Here is a 24,215-nt window from a genome sequence, read left to right on the forward strand (position 1 = left end):
GCGCTTTTCCGGAATTGCTTAGTTCTCTCCGCTGATGCGTGCTTAACCTACTTGGGTGAAGCAAAAAGAGTCACGGCTCATATTAGCCGCGACCCCTAATTTGTCCAAAAGGTTGGGAACAGGAGTAAGTTAATCTGTTCCCAACCTTTATTTTCCTCCGCATTCGTGCCATGACCTCGTCATGGTCTAATAGCTCCCCGCCATCGGCAATTTGCTTTTCAGCAACAAGGAGCTTCGATTGCAATTTAATCCGTGCCTCCATGCGTCGATAAGCATCGTGACTCATGACAACCAGGTCTGCTTCTCCGTTACGGGTTAAAACAACAGGTTCATCTATTTCGTGGCAAAATTTTGAAAATCCGTTGTAATCCTGACGTATCGTACTTGAGGGCTTGATTTGCATTGCCACACACTCCCTTTATATAGCTTTTTTTTGACTTTATTTTATCATTATTATATACAACATATCCATCACTTTAGTGTGTATTGCATTGCCTCAACGACACCGGCTCAGTATACTTGAACCAGTGGAAATGTAATGTACATCATTTGATCATTTTTTGGAATTATTAAGATGTTTCACCAGAGGAGGCCAACAGAATGCTTGGCGAATTGCTGCTGGTTGAGGATGATGCTTCGATCAGCGAGATGGTTGTGGATTATTTGACAAAAGAAGGCTATCGGGTGGAAACCGCCAAGGATGCCGGGGAAGCGGCAGCGCGGTTTGAGGCAGGCAGGTTTGATTTGGTTCTGCTCGATATTATGCTGCCAGGCGGGAATGGGCTTGATTTGCTGCAGAGGTTTCGTTCCCTGAGTCGTGTACCGATTGTAATGCTGTCTGCCAAAGACGGAGAGGTAGATAAAGCGCTCGGGTTGAGATTCGGTGCCGATGACTACATAGCGAAGCCATTTTCCCTGATTGAGCTGTCCGCGCGGGTGCAGGCAGCGATTCGCCGGGCTACAGAGTATGCGGCGAATTCAGCCTCTGGAGCTGTCGGGCAGGCGCAGGGAGTTATCACGGTTGGGCCTTTGAGCATGGACCCGGACAACTTTGTCGTGACCAAATCCGGCGAGCCGCTGAAGCTGACAGCCAAGGAATTTCAGATCCTCAAGCTGTTTGTCCAGCACCCGAAACGGGTGTATACGAAAGCCCAGATTTACCACTCGGTGTGGGGCGAGGAGTATTACGGCGACGAAAATGTCATCAATGTCCATATGCGGCGGCTGCGTGAGAAGATCGAGGATGACCCGTCCAATCCGAGAATCATTTGCACCTTATGGGGAATCGGCTACAAGCTGGGAGAGATGTAACGTGATCTGGGTGCTGCTGATTCTCATTTTTGTATTGCTGGTGCTGCTCTTGATGTCATATTTGAAAAACCGTGCTTACCGCAGAGAGCTGGCCTATATCGCAAGGCGTCTGGAACAGCTTGTTCATGAAGAGGATCGCGGGTATATTCAAGTCGTGACCGGCTCTCCCGAGCTGCGGAGTGTGCTGCAAGGGACGAATGAACTGCTGGATTACGCGCGCAGGTCGGCTGATGACTATGTCAGGACCGAGCTGGCCATGCGCAAAATGCTGGCTAATATCTCCCATGATCTGAAAACGCCGCTAACCGTGGTGCTGGGATATGCCGAAGCGCTCTCAAGGGATAACGATATGTCGGAGGAAGAACGGGAGCGACTGTTGGGCAAAATTCATCAAAAGTCGCTGGATGTGCTGGAGCTGATGAACAAATTTTTTGATTTGGCCAGGCTGGAATCGGGCGATGATCACCTTGCCTTCGAACGGTTCGATGCGGCAGATCTTTGCCGTCAAAGCATATTGGCCTATTATGATATTTTGACACATCGTGGCTTTGAGGTGGCGATTGATATACCGGACAGGCCGGTGTGGATCTATGCCAATGCCGAAGCGCTTCAGCGCATTCTGGATAACCTTATATCGAACGCAGTCCGCTACGGAGCGGACGGTGAATTCCTTGGGCTGACGCTGCGGGCAGAAGGAGAATTCATTCTGATTGAGGTCTCGGACAAGGGCAGGGGAATACAGGAAACAGAGAAGAGCCGCGTATTTGAGCGCTTGTATACACTTGAGGATTCCCGCAATCGGGAGGTACAGGGCAGCGGCCTGGGCTTGACGATCACGAAGCGTCTGGCGGAACGGATGGGAGGCAGCATTGAGCTGGAGAGCCGCCCGGGTATACGTACCGTTTTCACGGTAAAGCTTCCCTCCGCCCGCGCATAAAGTAAGAGTTTTGTAAGGATTGATTAATAAAAAAGAACATTTGCCGCAGTATGATCATCTCAAGGACAAAATGAGGAATGAGGCGAATGAGTGACATGATCAGGACACGTAATTTAACGAAGCAATTCGGCGGCAGCACTGTCATTTCAGGTGTGAACATGACTGTAAAGGAACGGGAGATCTACGGGTTTCTGGGCTCGAACGGCGCCGGCAAAACAACGGTGATGCGCATGCTGCTGAATCTGATTAAACCGACAGAAGGCGAGATTGAGCTGTTTGGGGAACGGCTGACGGTTGGAGCCACGAAGCCGTTCAAACGTATCGGCAACATCATTGAGACTCCGGTTTTTTACGAAAACCTGACGGGACAGCGCAATCTTGAGCTGCACTGTGAATACATGGGAATGTATAATCCCAAGATGATTCAAGAGGCGCTTGAGCTGGTCCAATTAGGCAGTGCGCGTAACAAGCCGGTTCATCAATATTCACTGGGCATGAAGCAGCGCCTGGGCATCGCGCGCGCCGTGTCGACCAAGCCCGAGCTGCTCATTCTGGATGAGCCGATCAATGGCCTGGACCCGAACGGAATCCTGGAAATGAGAAGCTTGTTTAAGCGGCTGCGTGATGAATATAGAATTACCCTGCTTATATCCAGCCATATTCTGGGGGAAATTGAGCAGATTGCAGACACGATTGGTGTGATCAACAGCGGTCGGCTTATCGAGGAGCTATCCATGGAACAAATTCGCAGCACACAAACTGAGTATGTGGAAGTGATCACGCCGAGCATCAATCGGGTAGCTTACGTGCTGGAGTATGTACTGAATATCCGCAATTTTAAGGTTTCGGGGGAGAAACTGCTGAAAATCTATGATATGAAGCTTTCCCAGAGTGAGCTGTCCAGACAGCTGGTTACCCATGAAGTGTCGATTGAGGCGATTAACCGCCGCAACCGGTCATTGGAGGAATACTTTTTACAGGCTACTCGGGGAGGTGAGGAACATGCTGCATCTCATTAAGCTGGAGCTGATGAAGGGACGAAAGAGAAGCTTTCTCTGGGGAGCGATCATCTCCTATGCTATCATTGCCGGGTTAATGCTGCTCGTATTTTTGGTCGATACAAACATCGAGGAGGTTTTTCGCAATGATGCGGAAATGCTCACAATGATTGATATTCTGACCCGCGTGACCTTTGTCATCTATGCTTCGGTGCTCTTATCCAGGTTGATCATCCGTGAATACAAGGATAGAACGATGGAGCTCCTGTTTACTTATCCTGTAAGCCGGAAAAAGCTTATTTTTGCAAAGCTGATGATTGTCGCGTTATGGACATTTATCAATATTGTGCTTTCCAACCTGCTCATCAGTACGATCATGCTGTCGGCCAACAAAATGACTGGAACGTTCCCTATGGTGATGACTCCGGAAGGCTTATACCAGTATTATCTGAAGTCGGTGATTCAGGCTGTAGCGGCAACCGGCATGAGTCTGCTGCCGCTGGTGTTCGGGATTCGCAGGAAATCGGAGGCCGCGACCATCGTTTCATCCATTCTCATTGTCACGGTGGTATCGTCAAATAATATGGGATTCAGTCTAAGCTCCATTATTGCGATACCTGTGGTTTTAGCAGCGCTGGGGGTGTTTGTGACCTATCTCTCTTTTCGCAACATTGATCATGCCGATATTTCCTAAGCTGAGTCGCCGGGCTGATAGCAAGCGAAATAGTATAGAAAATCAGGAGACAAGCTTTCAGACGGGAGGTTTGTCTTCTTTTGTGATATAACATAATAAGATGTTACGGATGTGAAATTAAGCTTCCGAAGGAGAAGGACAATCATGAATCACAAGCAGTTGGACAGCCATTTACGCCAGCTCGATGAGATAGAGAGAATCCAGGTGGTTACCCGGCAAAATATTAACGATATTGGTGTAGACATGCTGCCCCAGTCTGACACCGGAGTTTTCCGCATGAAGGGCGAGTTCTTTTTCAAAAAAAATCCGGTATTCATCAGCAAGCACCATCGCTTTGCCGATATGCCGCTTCATAATCATGATTTCATCGAAATCAATTACGTGTATTCCGGCGAATGCCGTCAGGTGATCAATGGCCGGGAAGTGAAGCTCGTCCAGGGCCAGTGCTGCCTTCTGGATGTAGACGTGCCGCACAGCATTGCGCCGCTTGAGCAAAACGATATCATTATTAACATCATCATGAAGCATGAGACCGTTTCACAGCTTTTCTTCAGCCGTCTTCATCAGCACGGGCTTGTGTATGATTTTCTGGCGAATGCGGTGGCGGAGAACAGGCGGCATGACAGGTATATCCTGTTCCATTCCGAGGATAATGAGAATCTGCAGTATCTGATTAAAAATATGATCTGTGAATTTATGGACTACCAGGAGTACTCGCAGGAGATGTTAAGGCACTATATCCCGCTCGTGTTTACGGAATTGATGCGGGTATATCAGCACGATAAAAACTTTGAGCTCGAACAGCAAACCTGCAGAGGAAGCATTGTTGATATTTTGGAATATATCGAAGCCCATTATAACGATTGTACTTTGACGGAACTGGCGCAGCGCTTTAATTTTAATCCCAATTATTTGGGAAACATGATCAAGGAAAGAACGGGCAGGACGTTTCTGGAGTTGCTACAGTCGCAGCGGATGATCCGGGCGAGCGAGCTTCTCCGGCTCACAGACAAACAAATCCACGTGGTGGCTGCTGAGGTCGGTTATGAGGGGATCAGCTTCTTCAACCGGAAATTTAAAGAGCACTACGGCGTAACGCCAGGACAATATCGCAAACAGGAACAGCAGTAAGGGGGCGTCCAAAAGGTCCATTTGACCAGCCTGGACGACCTTTTTGTATGTTTTGAAACGCCGGGAACGAACCATATGTAAAACGGGCAAGTTTACCCGTAATCCGATCATTGTCCCCTCACAAATAAAGCGCTTTAATGGAAATGCGGAAACTAACAAACATAAACGCACAGAAAAACAGATAATAGTGCGCACGTTATCGTTATTTTGTGGGAGCTGGGGTGATAAAAATGAATGCGGTTTCATTCAAGTGGAGACAACGCTTCGGTTATGGAGCGGCAGATTTCGCCTGCAATCTGATCTGGCAAATGATCACGCTTTATTTGATGATTTTCTATACGGATGTGGTCGGTCTGGCAGCGGCACAGGTGAGTATCCTGTTTCTCGTTACCCGTATTGTGGACGGTGTAGCGGATGCCCTGATGGGTGTCATTATCGATAAAACCAAAACCCGGTGGGGAAAATCCAGACCGTATTTTCTGATCGGTGCCATTCCTTTTGGCCTGCTCTCCATTCTTACCTTCTATATTCCGGATGTGGGGCCGGCCGGGCAGCTGATATACGCCTATATTACCTATATGGGATTGTCCATTGCCTATACGATGGTCAACATTCCACTGGCCTCCATTCTGCCCAGTCTGACCAGCGACGCCCAGGAGCGTACGGTGCTTGCCACCTTCCGCATTATTTTCTCCTGTATAGGGGCCACGGTAGTCAGTGTATTAACATTTCCTTTGGTGCAGATCCTTGGTGGAGGCTCAGTCAGCAGGGGTTACTTCCTGACGATTCTGATTTTCGCCGTTGTCGGCACAATGATGTTCTTTGTTACGTTCAAAAATGTTGAAGAAAAGGTGAAAATCCGGCAGCGCAAAATTTCAGTCAAGCAATCCTTCGGCAGTTTGAGGCAAAATCGCCCCTGGCATATTTTCGGCCTAAATATCGTGTTCATGTTTGGCGGTGTCTTCTTTCAGTCCGGAGCGCTTATTTACTACTTTACTTATTACGTGGGGGACACCAGCCTGGGCGCGCTGGCGGCAGGCTTGACCTCGTTCGTTCCGTTGGCCGGGGTGTTCGCCACTCCTTTTATCGCAAGGTTCATGTATAAAAGAACGCTGTTCATGATTGGCAGCGCCATCAACCTTGCCGGTATATTGGTCATGTGGATGGCCGGCGTGCACATTCCGCTGCTGATGACAGGTGTAGTGATTGCTGCGATCGGCGGCGGGCTCCGCCAAAGTATTTACTTCTCCATGCAGGCGGACCCGGTGGATTACGGGGAATGGAAGACAGGTATCAGCGCAGCCGGCCTGATTTCCGCACTCAACGGGTTCATCGGTAAAGTGGCGATGGCTCTTGCCGGGGCCATATCAGGCTGGCTGCTGACGTGGGGAGGGTATGTGCCGAATCAGACTCAGGCCACGAACGCTTTGTTCGCCATTCAGTTGAATTACATCATCATCCCGGCATTTACGGTTGTTGTCTCCATGATCATTATGGCGTTTTACAACCTGGACAAAAAGTTCGGTCAAATCCGCGCCGAGCTGGATGAGGTTGCCCAAAAATATACAAAGGAATGGCCGCTTGAAGAGGCGGCCCCTAATGGGGCGGCCGTTCAACTGCAAACAAGGGAGGAACGGATATGAGCGAAATTCTGCAGAAGAGAGATGGGTTAATAATCAAGAAGAATGAGGCATTCGCCGCCAAAGCGGAGGCGCTAAAGCCGGTACTGCTGCAGCGGGAGCAAAGGCCGCAGCATATTGTGCAGGTGGTATCGGATGAGCGGGTGATTCACGGCTGGCGGGTGGAACGTGAAACTTCGGCAGAGAGCCTGCCGGCCCGCGTGCTGGGAAAAGGGGAGCAGATTATCGTTGACTTCGGCGATCATCTGGTCGGCTCGCTGAGCATGAGCATCAAGCCGGTCGGCAGTCCGCCGGATGCGCCGCTGTATCTCAAGCTGACTTTTGGCGAGATGCCGGTGGAAATGGCTGTGCCTTTCTCCGAATATGACGGTTGGCTGAGCCGCTCCTGGCTGCAGGAGGAATATGCCCATGTGGATGTGCTTCCAGGAGTCATCAAGCTCGACCGGCGTTACAGTTTCCGCTATTTGAAGCTGGAGGTGCTGGATACGTCGCCGAAATACAAGGTCAGCGTTGAGGATATCTGCTGTACAACCGTTACCTCGGGCGACCGCGACAGAGTCGGGGGACTTGACCACACTGATCCAGAGCTGCAGGCGATCGACAGCATCAGCATCAAGACGTTGGAGGATTGCATGCAGGAGGTCTTTGAAGACGGGCCCAAACGCGACCGCCGCCTGTGGCTGGGAGATCTGAGACTGCAGGCCATCGCCAACTATGATACGTTTCAAAATAACGATCTCGTAAAACGGTGCCTGTACCTCTTTGCCGCTTTTCCGAATGATCAGGGGCAGGTGACGGCCAACCTGTTCATCAAGCCGGAGGTCATTCCGGATGATACGTTTATACTCGATTATTCCCTGCTGTTTGTCTCGACGCTGCATGATTATTATCTGGCTACTGGCGACAAGGAGACGCTGGAGGAGCTGTGGCCGACCGCGTTCCGCCAGATTGAAATCGGATTTGAGCAACTGGATGAACGGCTCATCGTAAAAGACAGCGAGACCTGGTATTCTTTCATCGATTGGCATCCCGAGCTGAACAAGCAGGCTCCTTCACAGGGCGTGCTGATCTATGCCATGAAGCAGGCGCTTTATTTGTCCGGGCTGCTTCAGGATGACAGGCAGGAGGAACTGCACCGCAAAATTCATGAGGTTCAGGCGGCGGCGATGAAGCATTTATGGAGTGAAGAGGAAGGGTATTTCATCAGCGGCAAGGATGAGCAGGTATCCTGGGCTGCCCAGGTCTGGATGGTGCTGGCGGGTGTGCTGGATAAGGAAAAGAGCAGTGTGCTGCTGCTGAGGGTTCTGGATGAGAAGCCGGGAACCCCGTTGATGACTCCTTACATGATGCATCACCTTATAGAGGCGCTTATTCAGGTTGGGGAGAGGGACAGAGCCATCTTGGAAATGAAGCAATACTGGGGCGGAATGGTCCGGGATGGAGCCGATACGTTCTGGGAGCTGTACGATCCGCAAAACAAGGAGTTTTCACCATACGGCAGCTATCTGATCAACAGCTACTGTCATGCATGGAGCTGTACGCCGACCTATTTTATACGAAGATATAAGCTTTAAACCTGACAGGACAACACCTATCGACGTACCTTCTAAAGAAGCTAGACCACGTAGAGCAGAAATTTTTCTTACGATTAAAAAATGCTTCAGTTTCGCTGAAAACTTATCCATTCTTTAATCTTCAACAAAAACAGCAAGCACCCGCTAACCGGGATACTTGCTGTTTTTGTCTTTTTGCATGAAACTCTTACTTCGCTTGAATATATCCTTCCGCTTTAAGCAGCTCCGCGATCAGGACGGCACCGCCTGCAGCGCCGCGCAGGGTGTTGTGCGATAGTCCCACGAATTTGTAATCGTAGATCGTATCCTCGCGCAGTCTGCCTGTAGAAACGCCCATGCCGCGCTCGATGTCACGGTCCAGCTTCGTTTGCGGTCTGTTCTCTTCCTCAAAATACGTAATGAATTGCTGCGGAGCACTTGGCAGCCCGAGCTCCTGCGGCCGTCCTTTAAACTGCTGCCACCGTTCCAGAATTTCAGCCTTCGAAGGCTTTTTCTCGAACGATACAAACACGGTCGCCAAATGCCCGTCCGTCACTGGTACGCGGATGCACTGGGTAGTAATCAACGGCGCACTGGCTTTCACGATTTCGCCATTGGCAACGCTGCCCCAGATGCGCAGCGGCTCCTGCTCGCTTTTCTCTTCCTCGCCGCCGATGTAAGGAATGACGTTGTCCAGCATTTCCGGCCAGTCGGTAAAGTTTTTGCCTGCTCCGGAAATAGCCTGATAAGTCGAGGCCACCACTTTGGTCGGTTTGAAATCCAGCAACGCGTGCAGTGCCGGCACATAGCTTTGGATGGAGCAGTTCGGCTTCACGGCAATAAAACCTGTGGAGGTTCCGAGCCGTTTCCGCTGGGCTGCGATAACTTCAATATGCCCTGGATTGATTTCCGGAATGACCATGGGAACGTCAGGTGTCCAGCGGTGAGCCGAGTTGTTGGAGATGACAGGTGTGCCTGTTCGGGCATAGGCTTCTTCCAGCGCCTTGATCTCATCTTTTTTCATATCTACGGCGCAGAATACAAAATCAACTTGACCGGCAACTTCCTCCACTTTAGAGGCGTCCTGCACGACGATGTTTTTTACCTCCTCAGGAATGGAGCCTGGAACCTTCCATCTGCTCTGAACGGATTCTTCATATGTTTTGCCCGCAGAATTTGTACTTGCTGCGATGGCTGTAACCTGAAACCATGGATGCTGATCGAGCAGTTGAACAAAGCGCTGGCCCACCATACCTGTTCCTCCGACAATAGCAACTTTCAATTTTTCAGTCATTCGATGTTCAGATCCTTTCCGTTTAAACTGTGGTATAACCTTATAGTGCGTGTTCAAAAAGTCAGGTTTTCAGCACCGAGAAGGTTGAATGAAGCCAGGGACTGAGGAGCGGAGCGTACTTGGGGTACGTGAGCCCCGGAAGGCCCGGCTGAATTCAAGATTCGATGTCGAGTCCGCTTCCTGGCTTCCTTCGTGATCAAAAGCTGACTTTTTGAACTACCTCTTATACAAATAAAAAAATCTCACCCCCAAGACTGAAGTTAGTCTTAGGGACGAGATATGTATACTCGTGGTACCACCCCAAATTCGCGGATATGTCGCCATACCAGCCTCTTCGAGTACTGCAATGTACATGCATGCCAATACTCTAGCTCTGTAACAGGAGCTCCTGACACACCATCCCTCTACTAGTATATGAAGGTTCCGGTGTATTGCTCAGAGTCTTTTTTCAATAAAGAATCCTTTACTCCTTTTCAGCGGACGGAGCTCTCTGCAAAAGAATTCATTTATTTACTCTTCTCATCATCGCAGTTGAATTATTGCGATTATAATATCAAATAACGGCAGGAAGGTAAACATATATTTTATTGAAATGATGACAACATTACAGGTTGAACATCATGGCCCGGGTGAAGTAAAATGCTTAAGTTTTGAATAGAAATCTATGGAAATCATGGTACAATGGTTATCGGAATGCAGCGGATTACCGGAGCAAAGGCGGTTAACGCTGCGTAGAGAATAGAAAAAGGGGTTACAGGAGGCAGCATGCACATTACTTCCATTTTGCTTGGCCTGGTTATTTTACTGAATATCATTTTTTCGCTGTTCGTGGTGTTCCAGGAACGAAGGGATGCAGGTACAACCTGGGCCTGGCTGCTGGTGCTCAGCTTTATTCCGGTGCTTGGTTTTGTGCTGTATCTGCTGTTTGCGCAGAACCTGACCCGCAGGCATCTGTTTCAATGGGCAGATCTGAACAAACTGGGGACAGACAAGGTGCTGCACAAGCAGTTGGACAGTCTTGGCTCTGACGAGTTCGATTTCCGCAATCCGGCCACAAGGGATTACAAAGAGCTGATCCACATGCATCTTGTTAATAATCAGGCGGTGTATACGGAGGACAATTCAGTGCTTCTGTTTACGGACGGAAGGGACAAATTTGGCCAGCTGTTTGAGGATATTGAGAATGCGCAGGATTTTATCCATATTCAGTATTACATCATTAGAAGGGATACGCTGGGCAAGCGGCTGCTCAAGGCCTTGACGGAAAAGGCGAGGCAAGGGGTCAAAGTACGGGTGCTATATGATGAATTGGGTTCGCGCTCGCTAACGAGAGGTTTTTTCCGCAGCTTCCGGGAAGCGGGCGGTGAGGTGGAGGTTTTCTTTCCCTCCAAGCTGCATCTGATCAATTTGCGGCTGAATTACCGCAATCACCGTAAAATCGTCATTATTGACGGCAAAATCGGCTATATCGGCGGTTTTAATGTCGGCGATGAATATTTGGGGCTGAGCCCCAAATTCGGCTATTGGCGGGATACACACTTAAGGATTCAAGGCCAGGCGGTGTACGCGCTGCAAACCCGGTTTATTCTGGACTGGAACCAGGCGTCGCGTGATCATGATATCAGTTATGAGCTTGACTTGTTCCCGGAGGTTGTTACAGATGGCTGTGTCGGGATGCAGATCGTGACCAGCGGCCCGGACTCGGAATCGGAACAGATTAAATACGGTCTCATCAAAATGATCTCATCTGCCAAGAAGTCCATCCTGATCCAGACGCCTTATTTTATCCCGGATGCCAGCCTGCTGGATGCGCTGCGGATTGCGATCCTGTCCGGGGTGGAGGTCAGCATCATGATTCCGGATAAACCGGATCATATTTTCGTCTATTGGGCGACGTTGTCGCATATCGGCGAGATGCTGAAGGTCGGTGCCCATGTGTATATTTATAATAACGGCTTCATTCATGCCAAAACGATTGTTGTAGACGAGGAAATTGCCTCGGTCGGCACGGCTAATATTGATGTGCGCAGCTTCAGGCTCAATTTTGAAGTGAACGCATTCCTGTATGACGAAGAGATTGCCCGGCATATGGCCCGTATTTTTGACAAGGACATGGCCGTATCCCATGAGCTTACCTATGAGGAATATTTGAAGCGGCCCAATTGGATCAAAATCAAGGAATCTGTATCCAGGCTGCTGTCGCCCATTCTTTGACATAACGTGAGGCTTGACAACGTTTACAGTACATGTTATTTTCGTTATGAGGCTTGTTACCGGTAATGCGGGCAATACCATAAATAGAAATGGATTAATTTCTGTTTCTGTTTTGGTATTGCCCTTTTTTTAATCCTCACAAACAGGTGATCCAATGTGATTATAAAACAAATCTTTAACAACAACATTGTCAGCACGGTGGACGACAAAAATCAGGAGCTCCTCATCCTCGGCCGAGGTATTGGCTTCAACTACCGTGCAGGCGACCCAATCGACGAAAGCAGGATCGAGAAAGTATTCCGGCTCCAGGACGCAAAGATTTATGAGAAGTTCAAAGCGACCGTGATGGAAGTTCCGATCGAAATTCTGCAGGTGACCGACGATATTGTCAGTCTGGCGCGCACCCAGTTGAATAAAAAAATCAGCGACGGGATTTATGTCTCCCTGTCGGATCATATTCATTTTGCCGTGCAGCGGTTGCAGCAGGACATGATTGTCCGAAACCCGCTGTCGTGGGAAATCCAGCATTTTTATAAAGCCGAGTATGATGTAGCTAAGGAAGCGCTGCACATTTTGCGGGAGCGTCTGGGGATTGAGTTTCCGAAAGAGGAGATCAGCAACATCGCGCTGCATTTCGTGAATGCTGAAATCAATGATTCCATGAGTGATGTGACGCAAATGATGAAGCTGCTTCAGGAGATTATGAATATTATCAAATATCACTTCAATGTGGAATTTGATGAGGACAGTGTGAATTACTTCCGCTTTATCACACATCTCAAATATTTCTGCCAGCGTGTCATTACACATACCAGCCATGATGACGCGGAGGAGTATTTATACGAGGTGGTAAAAAAGAATTACCCGGAGACCTTCAAATGCATCCGAAAGATTGAGAAGTTTATCCAGAAAAATTATGAGTATACCATGACACACTCCGAGCAGCTGTATTTGACACTGCATCTGGAGCGGCTCATGAAAAGCAAATAACGTATTCCAGGCTTGTTACTGTTAAATCAGGCAATACCTGAATGAACAAGGCGCGTTCTGTACGTGTCTGTTCGTTCAGGTATTTTTTTGGCCCAAAAATGGAGGAATCAAAGATGGATCATCAGGAAACGGCCCGCAAAATCGTCGACGCTGTCGGCGGGACGAATAATATTAACTCTGTGTATCACTGTGTCACACGTCTGCGCTTTGATCTGAAGGATAACGGCCAAGTAAACGACGCAGAGCTGAAAAAGCTCGATAAAGTCATGGGCACAAATGTCTCCGGAGACCAATTTCAGGTCATTATCGGTAATCAGGTTGCCAGTGTATTCAATGCGATGGTCAAGGAATATCCTGCTTTCAAGAACAGCGACGGGGCGGGAGCAAAGCCTGTGGAAGAAAAAAAGCAAAATGTCATTTCAAGATTGTTTGAATTTATTGCCGGAGTATTCGCGCCGATTCTGCCGGCCATCGCGGGCGCTGGTCTGCTTAAAGGTCTGATTGCTCTGCTGGTATGGTTGGGATGGATGACGGCCGGCACAGATTCGTATCGCATTATTTCAGCCATTGGTGATGGGGTGTTCCACTATCTTCCGATGCTGATTGCTTTTAGCGCGGCCCGTAAATTTGGCAGCAACCCGTTTGTGGCAGTAGGGGTAAGCGCCGCGCTGATGTACCCGGATATAGGCGCATTGTTATCGTCTGGTGAGCCGGTTTCCTTTATAGGCATTCCAGTAACAGCCGTCACCTATGCGTCTTCGGTCATCCCGATCCTGCTGGCGGTCTGGCTGATGTCTTACGTCGAAAAAGGCGTTGACTGCATTATTCCTTCTTCATTGAAGCTGTTGCTTGTGCCGCTGCTTACGCTGCTGATTGTAGTTCCTGTCACCTTGGTAGCCATTGGTCCTTTGGGGACGATTATAGGCAATGGGCTGTCGGGCGGCATCAACTGGCTGCTGTCGGAAGGCGGCGTGATTGCCGGTATCATCCTGGGCGGCGCCATGGCGCTGATCGTCATGACAGGCATGCACTATGCGCTCGTTCCGGTGATCATCAGCAATCTGGCAACGCTGGGTGTGGACAAGTTCCTGCCGCTTACCTATATCTCCAATATGGGTCAGGCTGGCGCCACTTTGGGGGTGTTCTTCCGCGCACGCGATAAAAAATTGAAATCCATTGCGTTGTCGACCAGCTTTACCGCCCTCATGGGTGTAACCGAGCCGGCCATGTACGGGGTCAACATGAGATACAAGAAACCGTTTACCGCCGGGATGATTGGCAGTGCCGCAGGTGGTGGCTTTGCCCTTGCTTTTGGCACAAATGCCTATGTCTTGGCAGGTAACGGCGGTATCCCGGGATTGCCCGCATTGATCGGACCGACATTCTGGTTTGGCCTGGGAGGCATGGTGATTGCGTTTGTGGTGGCTGCCATTGCGGCTGTTATCCTCGGAATTAAAGAAGAACAGGGCGATGCAACTGTGCAGATAGCAGGCGGAACGGAAAAACAAACGCAATCCGACGTAGATGAAGCTCCGCTTGATGTCGAGGCGGATAACCCCATTCCGGCATCTGACGAAATGATTTACTCTCCAATGACCGGCAAAGCAATTCCGCTCAGCGAAGTTAATGATCCGACCTTCAGCGATGAGCTGATGGGGAAAGGGGTTGCCTTTGTTCCGGAGCTGGGGGAGCTGGCTTCTCCCGTAACAGGCACCGTCATGAATGTGTTTAAAACGAAGCATGCCATGGTAATCCGCAGCCATGACGGAGTTGAACTGCTCATCCATGTTGGCATCAACACGGTCAAGCTGCGCGGGCAGTATTTTGAAGCCCATGTGCAGACCGGGGACAAAGTGCAGGCGGGAGACAGGCTGCTGTCGTTTGACCTCGAGAATATCGCCAAGGAGTATGATATTACAACCGCGATGGTGGTTACCAATACCAGTGATTATCAAACAGTGCTTCCCGCCAAGCTTGGGGAGATCAGCATCAAGGAGCCTGTTTTGAAAGTGGAAGTTTGAGCAAATAAAGGAGCTGACAAATATGAGTCAAAAACAAGTATTTCCGGATAACTTTCTGTGGGGCGGCGCTATCGCCGCCAATCAGGCGGAGGGAGCCTTTGATGCGGATGGCAAGGGATTGTCGACGGCGGATATGGTTCCATATCATAAGAAAAAGGATTACACCAATCTTAGCGCTCTCATGCATGTCACCAGTGAGTCCATTACAGAAGCGATGAAAGTCAAGACTGCCGAAGGGTACCCGAAGCGCTACGGCATCGATTTTTATCACCGGTATAAAGAAGACATCGCACTGTTCGGTGAGCTTGAATTTAAGGTATTCCGTCTCTCCATGAACTGGAGCCGCATTTTTCCTAATGGGGACGATGCCGAACCGAACGAGGCGGGTCTTCAATTCTACGACAATGTATTCGACGAGCTGCGTAAATACAATATTGAACCGCTGGTTACGCTGTCCCATTATGAGATGCCGATGACGCTCGTACTCAACTATGGCGGATGGAAAAACAGAAAAGTGATCTCCTTTTTTGAAAAATATGCCGAAACGGTTATGAACCGGTATAAGGACAAGGTAAAATACTGGCTGACCTTTAATGAAATCAATACAACGATCATTGAGCCGTTCACCGGCGGGGGGATTGTAGGCGACCGCGAGGAAAATGTGCAGCAGGCCTCCTATCAGGCGCTCCATCACCAGTTTGTAGCGAGCGCGCTCGTGACCCGCAAGGCGCGAGAGATCAATCCTGAATTCCGGATCGGGTGTATGCTGGCCCGCATGATTCATTACCCGGCGACGAGCAGCCCGGAGGACGTACTTCAAGCCCAGGTGGACAACCAGCTGAACCTGCTGCATACCGATGTCCAGGTATGGGGCAGTTATCCGCCGATTGCTAAGCGGTATTTTGAGGAAAACAACATTCAGCTTGTCCAGGAGCCGGAAGACGAGCAATTTTTGCTTGAGAATACGGTGGATTTTATCTCCTTCAGCTATTACACGTCCCTGATTTCCACCACCACTCCTGAGAAATATGGCGTAACAGGAGGCAATCTGTACAGTACGGTCAAAAACCCGAACCTGAAGGTGACGGAGTGGGGCTGGCAGCTCGATCCGATCGGTCTGAGAATCGTGCTGAAGGAATTTTACGACCGCTATAAGCTTCCGCTGTTCGTGGTGGAGAACGGATTGGGAGCGAGGGACAAGGTGGAAGAAGACGGCTCCATCATTGACGATTACCGGATCGATTATTTCAGACAGCATATCGAGCAACTGGCGGAAGCGATCAAGGATGGTGTTGAGGTGATGGGCTACACCAGTTGGGGAGCGATTGATATTATCAGCGCATCCACCTCCGAGATGTCCAAGCGTTATGGCTTCATTTATGTGGATCAGGATGATGAGGGCCATGGAACGCTAAACCGGTACAAGAAAAAGAGCTTCCACTGGTACAAAAAAGTGATTGCTTCCAACGGGGCGGATTTAAGCTGACAGAAACAAACGGGGTTTCCGACTTTTGCGGAAGCCCTGTTTTTAGTTTTTGTAACCCCCATGTTCTGTAAGGCAGGTTGTTGACAAGTCGCTGTTTTTTGAGGTTATTTGCATAAGCTTATGGATCTTTGCGAGGTGAATGATAAATTTTGCAGCTATTAATACAGGAGTTTTAACTCTGTAGTTAGAAAAATATAAAAATCCCTGATTTTTCACTTGCTTATTGATATGAAAACCTAATAAAGCTGGATAATTCTCAGGGGAGAGGCCAAAGACATTTCCAATAGGGGACTGATGTTTATGAAAATTATTTATCGGGTAAAGTGGTTATTTATTTGTTTTATTCTACTGAGTGGATGCCAAAAGCAAAGTGTGCTAGAAATCAGGGATTTCTACGCTACGGGACCAGACACATTTTCAGTATTTTCTGTGGTAAAAGATGAGGCAGAAGTCTATATTGCTGAGGTTAATAAACTTAATGAGTTTTTTCAAAACAATGTGATGGAAATATCTGCATTCGGTGTACACAAGGCATCTTCTCCACAGGTGAAAAAACTGATCGAAGAATATGATATCCAAGACTACCCGACATATTTATTATTTGATTCGGAAAAGCTGCTTTTGAAAGAAACGGACTATAATAAATTTGAGATGGGAGCTGAAGATCTAATGGATTAGAATAAATCAAACCACCTCAAAGGCTGCCACGAAAGATATGAAGGAGCTTTTGGGGCGGTTTTCCATATTCTTGAGGGGTTATTTTTTGTTTTGCTGCCGGTAGGCCTGCGGGGAGACGCCGGTTTTCTTTTTAAATAGAGCGTGAAAGTACGAAATATCCTGGTACCCCGTCGCAGAAGCAATATCCCCAATCCTGCCCTCTCCGGTCCGGAGCAGCCGGCAGGCTTCCGCAATCCGTATATTTTGCACATATTCGGACATGGTCATGCCGGTCTGTTTGCGAAAAATACGGTGAAACTGGCGGGGACCAACCCCCATCCGCCGGGCCATTTCCTCCACAGCAATCTTTTCCTGAAAACGTGTGTGCAGCTCATGCAGCACCTCCCCAAGACGGAGCGACGAAGGTGTCTCTTCTGGCTCGGGTTCCGTATGCAGCCGGAAGATAAATAATAGCAACTGAATAACATGTGCGTACAAAGCTGCCTCACGACCAGCCCTTTCCGCTTCATATTCATAATGTAACTGCTGGAAGAGCCGTTCGGCTTCGCCATGCTGATCCTGGTAATGCAAGCAATGGTCGTCTTCCAACAGGGGCAGCAGCGTTACTCCCCCCGGAAAAGCTTGCAGCAAGCCCGTCAGTGCCTCCATAGAGATAACACAGTTGTAGACGACCAGAGTGCCTCCAGCCGTGCGGGCAGGCCTGAACACATGGGATACACCTACCGGCAGCCAAAATATAGCTCCGCGCGCGGCCGGAAAGGAGTTATCTCCCACCAGATGCGTCCCCGAGCCTTCACTGACATAGCTGATTTCCAGAAAATCATGCCGGTGTTCATGAAGCTCGTAAGACTCCACGGCCCGGTTCACGTATAAAGGCAGCCCTTGCGAGAAAAAAGCGGAACCGCTCAGTAGGTCGATCCTGCGCCGTACAGCCATTAGCCACACCTCCTATAAATGTCCGATCACCCATATGAAAATGTCCAAATAGGCACATTTCAAGCGTTTACATTCATCGTAAGATGAAACTGGATTCAATAGCAAGCCTGAAAGGGTGAACCGGTAAAAGGAGGTTTAGCAATGAGCCAGTTCAAGATAGAGGGACTAACCTGCGAATACAGGGAATTCCTCCTGGGAAGCGGGGAGAGAGAACCGCGTTTTGCATGGAAATTAAGCGCAGAGGCAAGGGGGACGCATCAGGAAGCATACCGGATTCAGGTATCGAGGCCTGGGGATGATTTTGCGTCACCACTCTGGGATACAGGCCGTATCGAATCCGATCGGTCCATTCAAATCAAATACGAAGGTCCGTCGCTTCAGTCCCGCAGCCGCTACGAGTTCAGGGTCCGGTGCTGGGACAATCGGGGCAATGATTCCGGGTGGAGCAAAGCTGCGTGGTGGGAGACCGGACTGCTGGAGAGCGGGGAGTGGCAGGCCAAGTGGATTACCCCTGATTCGGAGACTATTGACCCGCAGACGGAGCTGGTTTTTATGATGCGGCGTTCGTTTAGCTTGCGGTCAGGTGTAAAATCGGCCCGTATTTATGCTACGGCTGCGGGTTTATATGAAATTTTCCTGAACGGCAAAAGGGTTGGCGAGCAGTGGATGACCCCCGGATGGACCAGCTACCATCACCGCTTGCAGTACCAGACCTACGATGTGACTGCACAACTGAAGAGTGGGGCCAACGGGATCGGTGTACAACTGGCAGATGGCTGGTATAAGGGACGACTTGGCTGGGATAACAAACGGGCGCATTACGGGGACCGCAGAGCGCTGCTGCTGCAGTTGCATGTTCAATATGACGATGGGAGCGAAGAGGTCCTTGTCACGGATGAGGATTGGAAATCGTTCTTGGGCCCGATCCGCTTCTCCAGCATTTACGACGGAGAAAGCTATGACGCCCGACTTGAGCAGCGGGGATGGAGCGAGGCCGCATTTGACGATTCCGGCTGGAGCGAGACGGAAATCTGTAAGCTGCCGTTTGAACCGCTGGTAGCACAGGAAAACTGGCCTGTACGGGTAACTGAGATGATACATCCGCTAAAAGTCATCACGACCCCAGCGGGTGAAAAAGTGCTGGATATGGGCCAAAACATGGTTGGACGCCTACGGATCAAGTTCAAGAGGGATATCCCTGAAGGCAGCACGATTACTCTGCAGCATGCGGAAGTGCTGGACCAGGAAGGGAATTTCTATATCGGCAACCTGCGTTCAGCCGGACAGCGGATTGAATACACAGCCAAGGGTGGGGAAGAAGCTGATTATGCTCCGCATTTTACTTTCCAGGGCTTCAGATATGTGAAGGTTGAAGGGCTGGAGGCATGGAGCGATGAGGAGCTGCTTGCAGCTTTTAGTGGAGAGGTCATGCATTCAGACATGGAAAAGACGGGGACCTTCGAATGCTCGGACCCGTTGATCAATCAGCTGCAGCGCAATATTGTGTGGGGTCAGCGCGGCAATTTCCTGGATGTTCCGACAGATTGCCCGCAGCGGGATGAGCGCATGGGGTGGACCGGCGATGCCCAGGTATTCGTCCGTACGGCCGCTTTTAACTATCATGTAGGTCCTTTCTTCGGCAAATGGGTCCGGGATCTCAAGGCGGATCAGCATAAGGACGGGAGTGTCCCGTTTGTCATCCCGAATGTTCTGGAAGGTACCACTGCGAATCCCGGCAAAGAACAAACCTCGGCAGCCTGGGGCGATGCCGCTGTCGTCTGCCCGTGGGTGATGTATCTCAGCTATGGGGATGTGCGTCTGCTGGAAGAACAGTATGACAGCATGAAGGCATGGGTGGAGTATATCCGCAGCCAGGGGGATCAGGAGCACCTGTGGAACACAGGCTTTCATTTCGGCGACTGGCTTGGCCTGGATGCCAAGGAGAACAGCTATGTCGGAGCGACACCGCTTGATATGGTAGCCACTTCTTTCTTTGCCTATTCCACCAGAATCGTAAGAGATGCCGCCGTGGTGCTTGGACGCGCCGGAGATGTACGGCATTACGGCGAACTGCTGACAGGAATTAAAAAAGCCTATCGGGAGGAATTCGTAACGCCTGCTGGAAGGCTGGCGGCTCCGACCCAGACCGCACATGTGCTGGCCCTGATGTTCGATCTGGTGGAGGGAGCGGTCAAGCAGCGAACAGCCCGTGAGCTGAATGAGCTGATCGTGAAGAATAACTATCATCTGACCACCGGATTCGTAGGAACTCCTTATCTGTGTCTCGTGCTGTCCGACAACGGATATCACGAGACTGCCGTAAAGCTGCTGCTGCAGGAGGAGTACCCATCCTGGTTGTATTCGGTCAAACAGGGGGCTACAACGATCTGGGAGCATTGGGATGGCATCAAGCCTGACGGTTCATTCTGGAGCGATGATATGAACTCCTATAATCACTATGCTTACGGGGCAGTCGGGGATTGGCTTTACCGTTATGTGGCAGGACTAAACATGAATGAAGCCGAGCCAGCGTACAAAAAGATTCTCATTAAGCCGCGCTTTGCCACCGGACAGCTCACTTCAGCCCGGGCAACTCTTGAATCTCCTTACGGGCTGATTGAGTCTTCCTGGCAGATCGCCGATGGAACGGTGACGGTTAATATACAAATTCCGGCCAATACGAGCGCTGAAATTGTGTTGCAGGGTGCCCGCATGGAGGAATTGCTTGAGGGTGGAAATCCTGCCGAGACAGCCGAGGGAGTATTGGATATCTCGGAAACAGAGGATGGTGTCACTCTGAGCGTCGGCTCGGGAAGATATGAGTGGACGTATCTGGCTGAGGAATTGGTTAAGCAAAATTAAGACACACGGTGACCTCGACTTACGAAAATCACCAAGATGTGTAGACACGAAGGACAAAAGGTCGAGAACAGGGGAAACTCGCTCCTATTCTCGACCTTTTGTTCCAAATAAGAATTCGCAAGAGATTAGCGATTTCTGCTCGTTTTAAGTTTGGGGATGCACGCAGCAGCGGAGAGAACGAAGCAATTCCGGAAAAGCGGAGCGGTCGCCTTTGGCCCGAAGGGTCAACAGCGATTGTAGGAATGCTTCGTTCTCGGAGCGCCCCAGAACAATTTACATATCTGCTAATCCGCCCTCGTGTGGTACAATGTTTGAGTCTGTTTATTTTGCAGGAATAGAGCTGTTACGCGTAATGCCCGCACGAGGAGGAGCTTATGAAACGAGGCCCGTTTATTGCAGTGGAGGGACCGATCGGAGCCGGAAAAACCACACTTGCTTCCATGTTATCCACCGAACTGAACATCCCCATTCTGAAAGAAATCGTAGAAGAGAACCCTTTTCTGGACAAGTTTTATCAAAATATAGATGAGTGGAGCTTTCAGCTGGAAATGTTTTTTCTCTGCAACCGTTACAAGCAGCTTGAAGATACGGATCTGCAGTACATTGCGCAGGACAAGCCGGTCATCTCGGACTATCATATTTATAAAAACCTGATCTTCGCCGAGCGCACGCTCAAAGGGATCAAGCGAGAGAAATACCGCCAGATTTATCACATTCTGACTGACGATCTGCCCAAGCCAAATATCATTCTGTATATCCGGGCTAATCTGGATACGCTGCTGTACCGCATCAGCAAACGCGGCCGAGACTTCGAGGAGCAAATCGACCCGGCATATTTGCAGCAGCTGATCGAGGATTACGATACGGCGATGGCTTCCCTGGCTGAACGTGAGCCTGCTACCATAATTGTCCCGATTAATGGCAGCGAGGTGGATTTTGTCGAGCATCCGGAGCAGTTTGCCCGGATCGTCGCACAAGTAAAGGAGTTTATTCAATGAATGATTATAATATCCCGTCTGACGCAATTATTACGGTGGCCGGCACCGTCGGGGTTGGGAAGTCTACGCTGACTGCTGCCCTGGCGAACCGTCTCGGCTTTAAAACCTCCCTGGAGAAGGTGGACCATAATCCTTATCTGGAGAAGTTCTACCATGATTTCGAGCGCTGGAGCTTTCATTTGCAAATATATTTTCTGGCTGAGCGCTTTAAAGAGCAGAAGAACATTTTTGAAGCAGGCGGCGGCTATGTGCAGGACCGTTCGATTTACGAGGATACGGGTATTTTCGCCAAAATGCACGCGGATCAAGGCACGATGTCCAAGACGGATTACGAGACCTATACCAGCTTGTTCGATGCGATGGTCATGACCCCGTATTTCCCGCACCCGGATGTGCTGGTCTATCTGGAAGGCAGCCTGCCGTCCATTCTGGCCCGCATCAAGGAGCGTGGGCGGGAGATGGAAATCCAGACCGACGTATCGTACTGGGAGCACATGCACGCCAGATATTCCGCCTGGATCGACGAGTTCACGCAGCTGAAGGCTTGTCCAGTGCTGCGCCTGAACATTGATGAATACGATGTGAATAACCCGGCTTCGCTGGACGGTATTCTTGCCGAGGTCAGCACGGTCATTCAGGCCAACAGGCTGAACGGATTGAATAAAATAGGCTGAACTAAGATTTATTAGACCTTGAATGGAAGCGCACGTTCAGGGTCTTTCTTTTCAGTAGTTAATCGAATAACATTTGTAATTGCTGCTTGTGTATTGTTTTTGGAAACCGCTTTCTGCTAAGCTCTTGACATAGGGAGGGGATGTTCATATGGTCGGGAAAGAGTGGGAGGAATTGCTGAAAAGCTATCCATCAGCCGAACTGGTCTCCAGTGATAGAAAGAACCGGATTATAATCTGTGTCTACGGATATGAATCGTCTCAAGAAATGCTGGATGCGTCGGATATTGACTGGCTGAAATGCCGAATGCGGGTTGAATGCCTGAATTTTGCCGGGGAAGTAGACGGTCCGTATCTGGAAAACGGAAGCATCCTGCACTGGCAGGCTGAAGCTGAGGCATTATGCAATACATACAAGGAAACGGGTTGGTTTAGCGCTATTGAGCCTGAACTTGATTTTAGGCTGGAAAGAGATGATATCCATAGACAGCAGTTCAAGGTCACAGGTCACCTTGCTGCACGGATCGTGGAACAAAGCTCCGTTCTAAGCTATGAGTTTCTCACGAATGTCAGGAGCTTGCGTGATTTCGCAGCAGGATTGAAGAGGCTGATCACGTCATTTCCAGCACGGAACCATCCAACCTCTCGCCCATAAGGCCCGTGATCGAGTACCATAGCCAATATAAAAGCGCCGCGGTTTGCGGCGCTCATCAGCTTAAAGCGTAATAATACGAAGCTCTTCCTTTGGTGCTGGAAGCTCTACTGGGACAGGCCCGCCACCGGCTGCAGGCATGACGTATAATACGGATTGGCCGTGGATAAAACGGCTTAAGCCTGTCATAAAATACAAGCGGTCACCTGCGGCCACAGGCCGATAGACATAGTCTGCCAATGAGGTAAGCTGCTTCTCCGTTTTCGTCACAGGATTGTACACGAACAGCTCATCTTTAGAAGATCCGCCTTCCCCGGATTGGACTTCTGACTGGTAATACAGCAGTGTCTGGTCCTTGTTCCATGCGAAATCGGATATGCTCCCTTTGCGACTGAGGGAAATGGCGGTACCGGAACTACTGCCGCTTTCTAGAGGAAACTTCCTGATCTGCTGTGCAGACTGGTTGTTGGACTGGGAATTGTTCGGGAACGCAAGATAGAAAGATTGTCCATCCGGTGCGATTTTCAATGATTGGATACGTGTGCTTTCAAGCTGTGTATGTCTGACCGGAACGCTGGCATTCAACTGAATCTGATAGACATCAAAGCTGGTCGAGCTTCTGGTCTCATAGAGAGACACAAATTTTTTGGTCTCTGCCTGCAGGAAAAATACGGATTTCCCATCAGGTGCGAACTCTACCTCCGAAATCGAATGGTCTACCTTAATCAAGTTGCTCAGCTTGCCTGACTGCAAGTCCAGCACTTTGATTGCGCTTACTACGTTGTCGTTGTCATCAACAGAGGTTGACCGCAATAACCCGGTCTGCCCCCAGGTCTCTATAAACGCCAATTTGGTCCCGTCAGCCGAGAAAGCGGGATCCAGCAGACTTCCGCCGGAAGTATACAATTCCCGGCCGTTCGGCTGTTCCGAATTGAGCGGGTTGTACAGCATCAGGGTATCAGCAGCGACATAGGTAATATCACCTGTTGGGGATGCATCATATTCACCGGTAAGATGGGGCACCGTGCTGGAATCTGCGGTGGTGGCGTTAGCAGGGGCTGTTCCAGCAGCTGTTAGTGTTAAGACTAAAGAAATGAAGAATGTAAATCCGAGGCGTGAGTAAAATGAGTAAAAGTTCATATAAACCCC

The 24,215-nt window shown here is 49.7% G+C and carries 20 protein-coding genes and 1 other annotated feature; of the genes, 16 read left to right on the top strand and 4 right to left on the bottom strand.

The features are described from left to right. Positions 1–82: 82 nt before the first annotated feature. On the bottom strand, positions 83–403 hold the full coding sequence (locus tag ACE41H_RS18050) for a type II toxin-antitoxin system Phd/YefM family antitoxin (RefSeq protein WP_375356917.1): 321 nt from the start codon (positions 401–403) through the stop codon (positions 83–85). Between the two features lie 197 nt (positions 404–600). Here ACE41H_RS18050 and ACE41H_RS18055 point away from each other — a divergent pair, with 197 nt between their 5' ends. The 7 genes from ACE41H_RS18055 to ACE41H_RS18085 all read left to right on the top strand — a co-directional run bounded on the left by ACE41H_RS18055 (position 601) and on the right by ACE41H_RS18085 (position 8,285). Then, the gene (locus tag ACE41H_RS18055; RefSeq protein ID WP_375356919.1) at positions 601–1,311 is read left to right on the top strand and encodes a response regulator transcription factor; all 711 of its coding nucleotides are present in this window, start codon (positions 601–603) and stop codon (positions 1,309–1,311) included. Between the two features lies 1 nt (position 1,312). Then, positions 1,313–2,248 (top strand): sensor histidine kinase, encoded by a 936-nt coding sequence (locus ACE41H_RS18060; protein WP_375356920.1) that lies wholly within the window; start codon positions 1,313–1,315, stop codon positions 2,246–2,248. Between the two features lie 86 nt (positions 2,249–2,334). Then, positions 2,335–3,267, top strand: a complete 933-nt coding sequence (locus ACE41H_RS18065) for an ATP-binding cassette domain-containing protein (protein ID WP_375356922.1) — start codon at positions 2,335–2,337, stop codon at positions 3,265–3,267. After that, positions 3,251–3,940 (top strand): ABC transporter permease, encoded by a 690-nt coding sequence (locus ACE41H_RS18070; RefSeq protein WP_375356923.1) that lies wholly within the window; start codon positions 3,251–3,253, stop codon positions 3,938–3,940. The genes ACE41H_RS18065 and ACE41H_RS18070 overlap by 17 nt, the downstream gene beginning before the upstream one ends. A gap of 144 nt (positions 3,941–4,084) precedes the next feature. After that, a complete protein-coding gene (locus tag ACE41H_RS18075) occupies positions 4,085–5,071 on the top strand; it encodes an AraC family transcriptional regulator (protein ID WP_375356925.1) in 987 nt (328 codons plus the stop codon). Positions 5,072–5,301: 230 nt separating this feature from the next. Further along, a complete protein-coding gene (locus ACE41H_RS18080) occupies positions 5,302–6,714 on the top strand; it encodes a glycoside-pentoside-hexuronide (GPH):cation symporter (RefSeq protein ID WP_375356926.1) in 1,413 nt (470 codons plus the stop codon). Continuing rightward, entirely contained in the window at positions 6,711–8,285 is a 1,575-nt protein-coding gene (locus tag ACE41H_RS18085) for an alpha-L-rhamnosidase-related protein (RefSeq protein ID WP_375356927.1), read from the top strand. The genes ACE41H_RS18080 and ACE41H_RS18085 overlap by 4 nt, the downstream gene beginning before the upstream one ends. Before the next feature lie 187 nt (positions 8,286–8,472). Here ACE41H_RS18085 and asd read toward each other — a convergent pair whose 3' ends face one another. After that, positions 8,473–9,558: an aspartate-semialdehyde dehydrogenase gene (gene asd / locus ACE41H_RS18090; RefSeq protein ID WP_375356928.1), complete on the bottom strand. Its 1,086-nt coding sequence runs from the start codon at positions 9,556–9,558 to the stop codon at positions 8,473–8,475. 265 nt (positions 9,559–9,823) lie between these two features. Continuing rightward, positions 9,824–10,093: a binding site (T-box leader), on the bottom strand. 230 nt (positions 10,094–10,323) lie between these two features. Between asd and cls the strand changes: the two genes are divergently transcribed. From cls to ACE41H_RS18115, 5 genes are all read left to right on the top strand, one after another. Beyond that, positions 10,324–11,772: a cardiolipin synthase gene (gene cls / locus ACE41H_RS18095; RefSeq protein WP_375356929.1), complete on the top strand. Its 1,449-nt coding sequence runs from the start codon at positions 10,324–10,326 to the stop codon at positions 11,770–11,772. A gap of 156 nt (positions 11,773–11,928) precedes the next feature. Beyond that, positions 11,929–12,762: a BglG family transcription antiterminator LicT gene (licT, locus tag ACE41H_RS18100; protein ID WP_375356930.1), complete on the top strand. Its 834-nt coding sequence runs from the start codon at positions 11,929–11,931 to the stop codon at positions 12,760–12,762. A gap of 113 nt (positions 12,763–12,875) precedes the next feature. Beyond that, positions 12,876–14,783 (top strand): beta-glucoside-specific PTS transporter subunit IIABC, encoded by a 1,908-nt coding sequence (locus tag ACE41H_RS18105; protein ID WP_375356932.1) that lies wholly within the window; start codon positions 12,876–12,878, stop codon positions 14,781–14,783. Positions 14,784–14,805: 22 nt separating this feature from the next. After that, positions 14,806–16,269 (top strand): glycoside hydrolase family 1 protein, encoded by a 1,464-nt coding sequence (locus tag ACE41H_RS18110; protein WP_375356933.1) that lies wholly within the window; start codon positions 14,806–14,808, stop codon positions 16,267–16,269. A gap of 300 nt (positions 16,270–16,569) precedes the next feature. Continuing rightward, a complete protein-coding gene (locus ACE41H_RS18115) occupies positions 16,570–16,947 on the top strand; it encodes a hypothetical protein (protein ID WP_375356934.1) in 378 nt (125 codons plus the stop codon). 78 nt (positions 16,948–17,025) lie between these two features. Here the strand turns inward: ACE41H_RS18115 and ACE41H_RS18120 are convergent, their stop codons facing one another. Next, entirely contained in the window at positions 17,026–17,883 is an 858-nt protein-coding gene (locus tag ACE41H_RS18120) for a helix-turn-helix domain-containing protein (RefSeq protein WP_375356936.1), read from the bottom strand. Between the two features lie 141 nt (positions 17,884–18,024). Between ACE41H_RS18120 and ACE41H_RS18125 the strand changes: the two genes are divergently transcribed. From ACE41H_RS18125 to ACE41H_RS18140, 4 genes are all read left to right on the top strand, one after another. After that, complete coding sequence (locus ACE41H_RS18125; protein ID WP_375356937.1) at positions 18,025–20,745, top strand: family 78 glycoside hydrolase catalytic domain; 2,721 nt, start codon at positions 18,025–18,027, stop codon at positions 20,743–20,745. Between the two features lie 374 nt (positions 20,746–21,119). Continuing rightward, positions 21,120–21,743 carry a deoxynucleoside kinase gene (locus ACE41H_RS18130; RefSeq protein ID WP_375356938.1) on the top strand — a complete coding sequence of 208 codons (624 nt, stop codon included), beginning with the start codon at positions 21,120–21,122 and terminating at the stop codon, positions 21,741–21,743. Beyond that, positions 21,740–22,417 carry a deoxynucleoside kinase gene (locus ACE41H_RS18135; RefSeq protein ID WP_375356939.1) on the top strand — a complete coding sequence of 226 codons (678 nt, stop codon included), beginning with the start codon at positions 21,740–21,742 and terminating at the stop codon, positions 22,415–22,417. Before ACE41H_RS18130 ends, ACE41H_RS18135 begins: the two co-directional genes overlap by 4 nt. Positions 22,418–22,565: 148 nt before the next feature. Further along, complete coding sequence (locus ACE41H_RS18140; protein WP_375356941.1) at positions 22,566–23,069, top strand: WapI family immunity protein; 504 nt, start codon at positions 22,566–22,568, stop codon at positions 23,067–23,069. Positions 23,070–23,129: 60 nt separating this feature from the next. Here the strand turns inward: ACE41H_RS18140 and ACE41H_RS18145 are convergent, their stop codons facing one another. Beyond that, positions 23,130–24,206 (bottom strand): hypothetical protein, encoded by a 1,077-nt coding sequence (locus ACE41H_RS18145; protein WP_375356943.1) that lies wholly within the window; start codon positions 24,204–24,206, stop codon positions 23,130–23,132. Positions 24,207–24,215: the final 9 nt, after the last annotated feature.

The organism is Paenibacillus enshidis (assembly GCF_042136365.1).
GTDB lineage: Bacteria > Bacillota > Bacilli > Paenibacillales > Paenibacillaceae > Paenibacillus > Paenibacillus enshidis.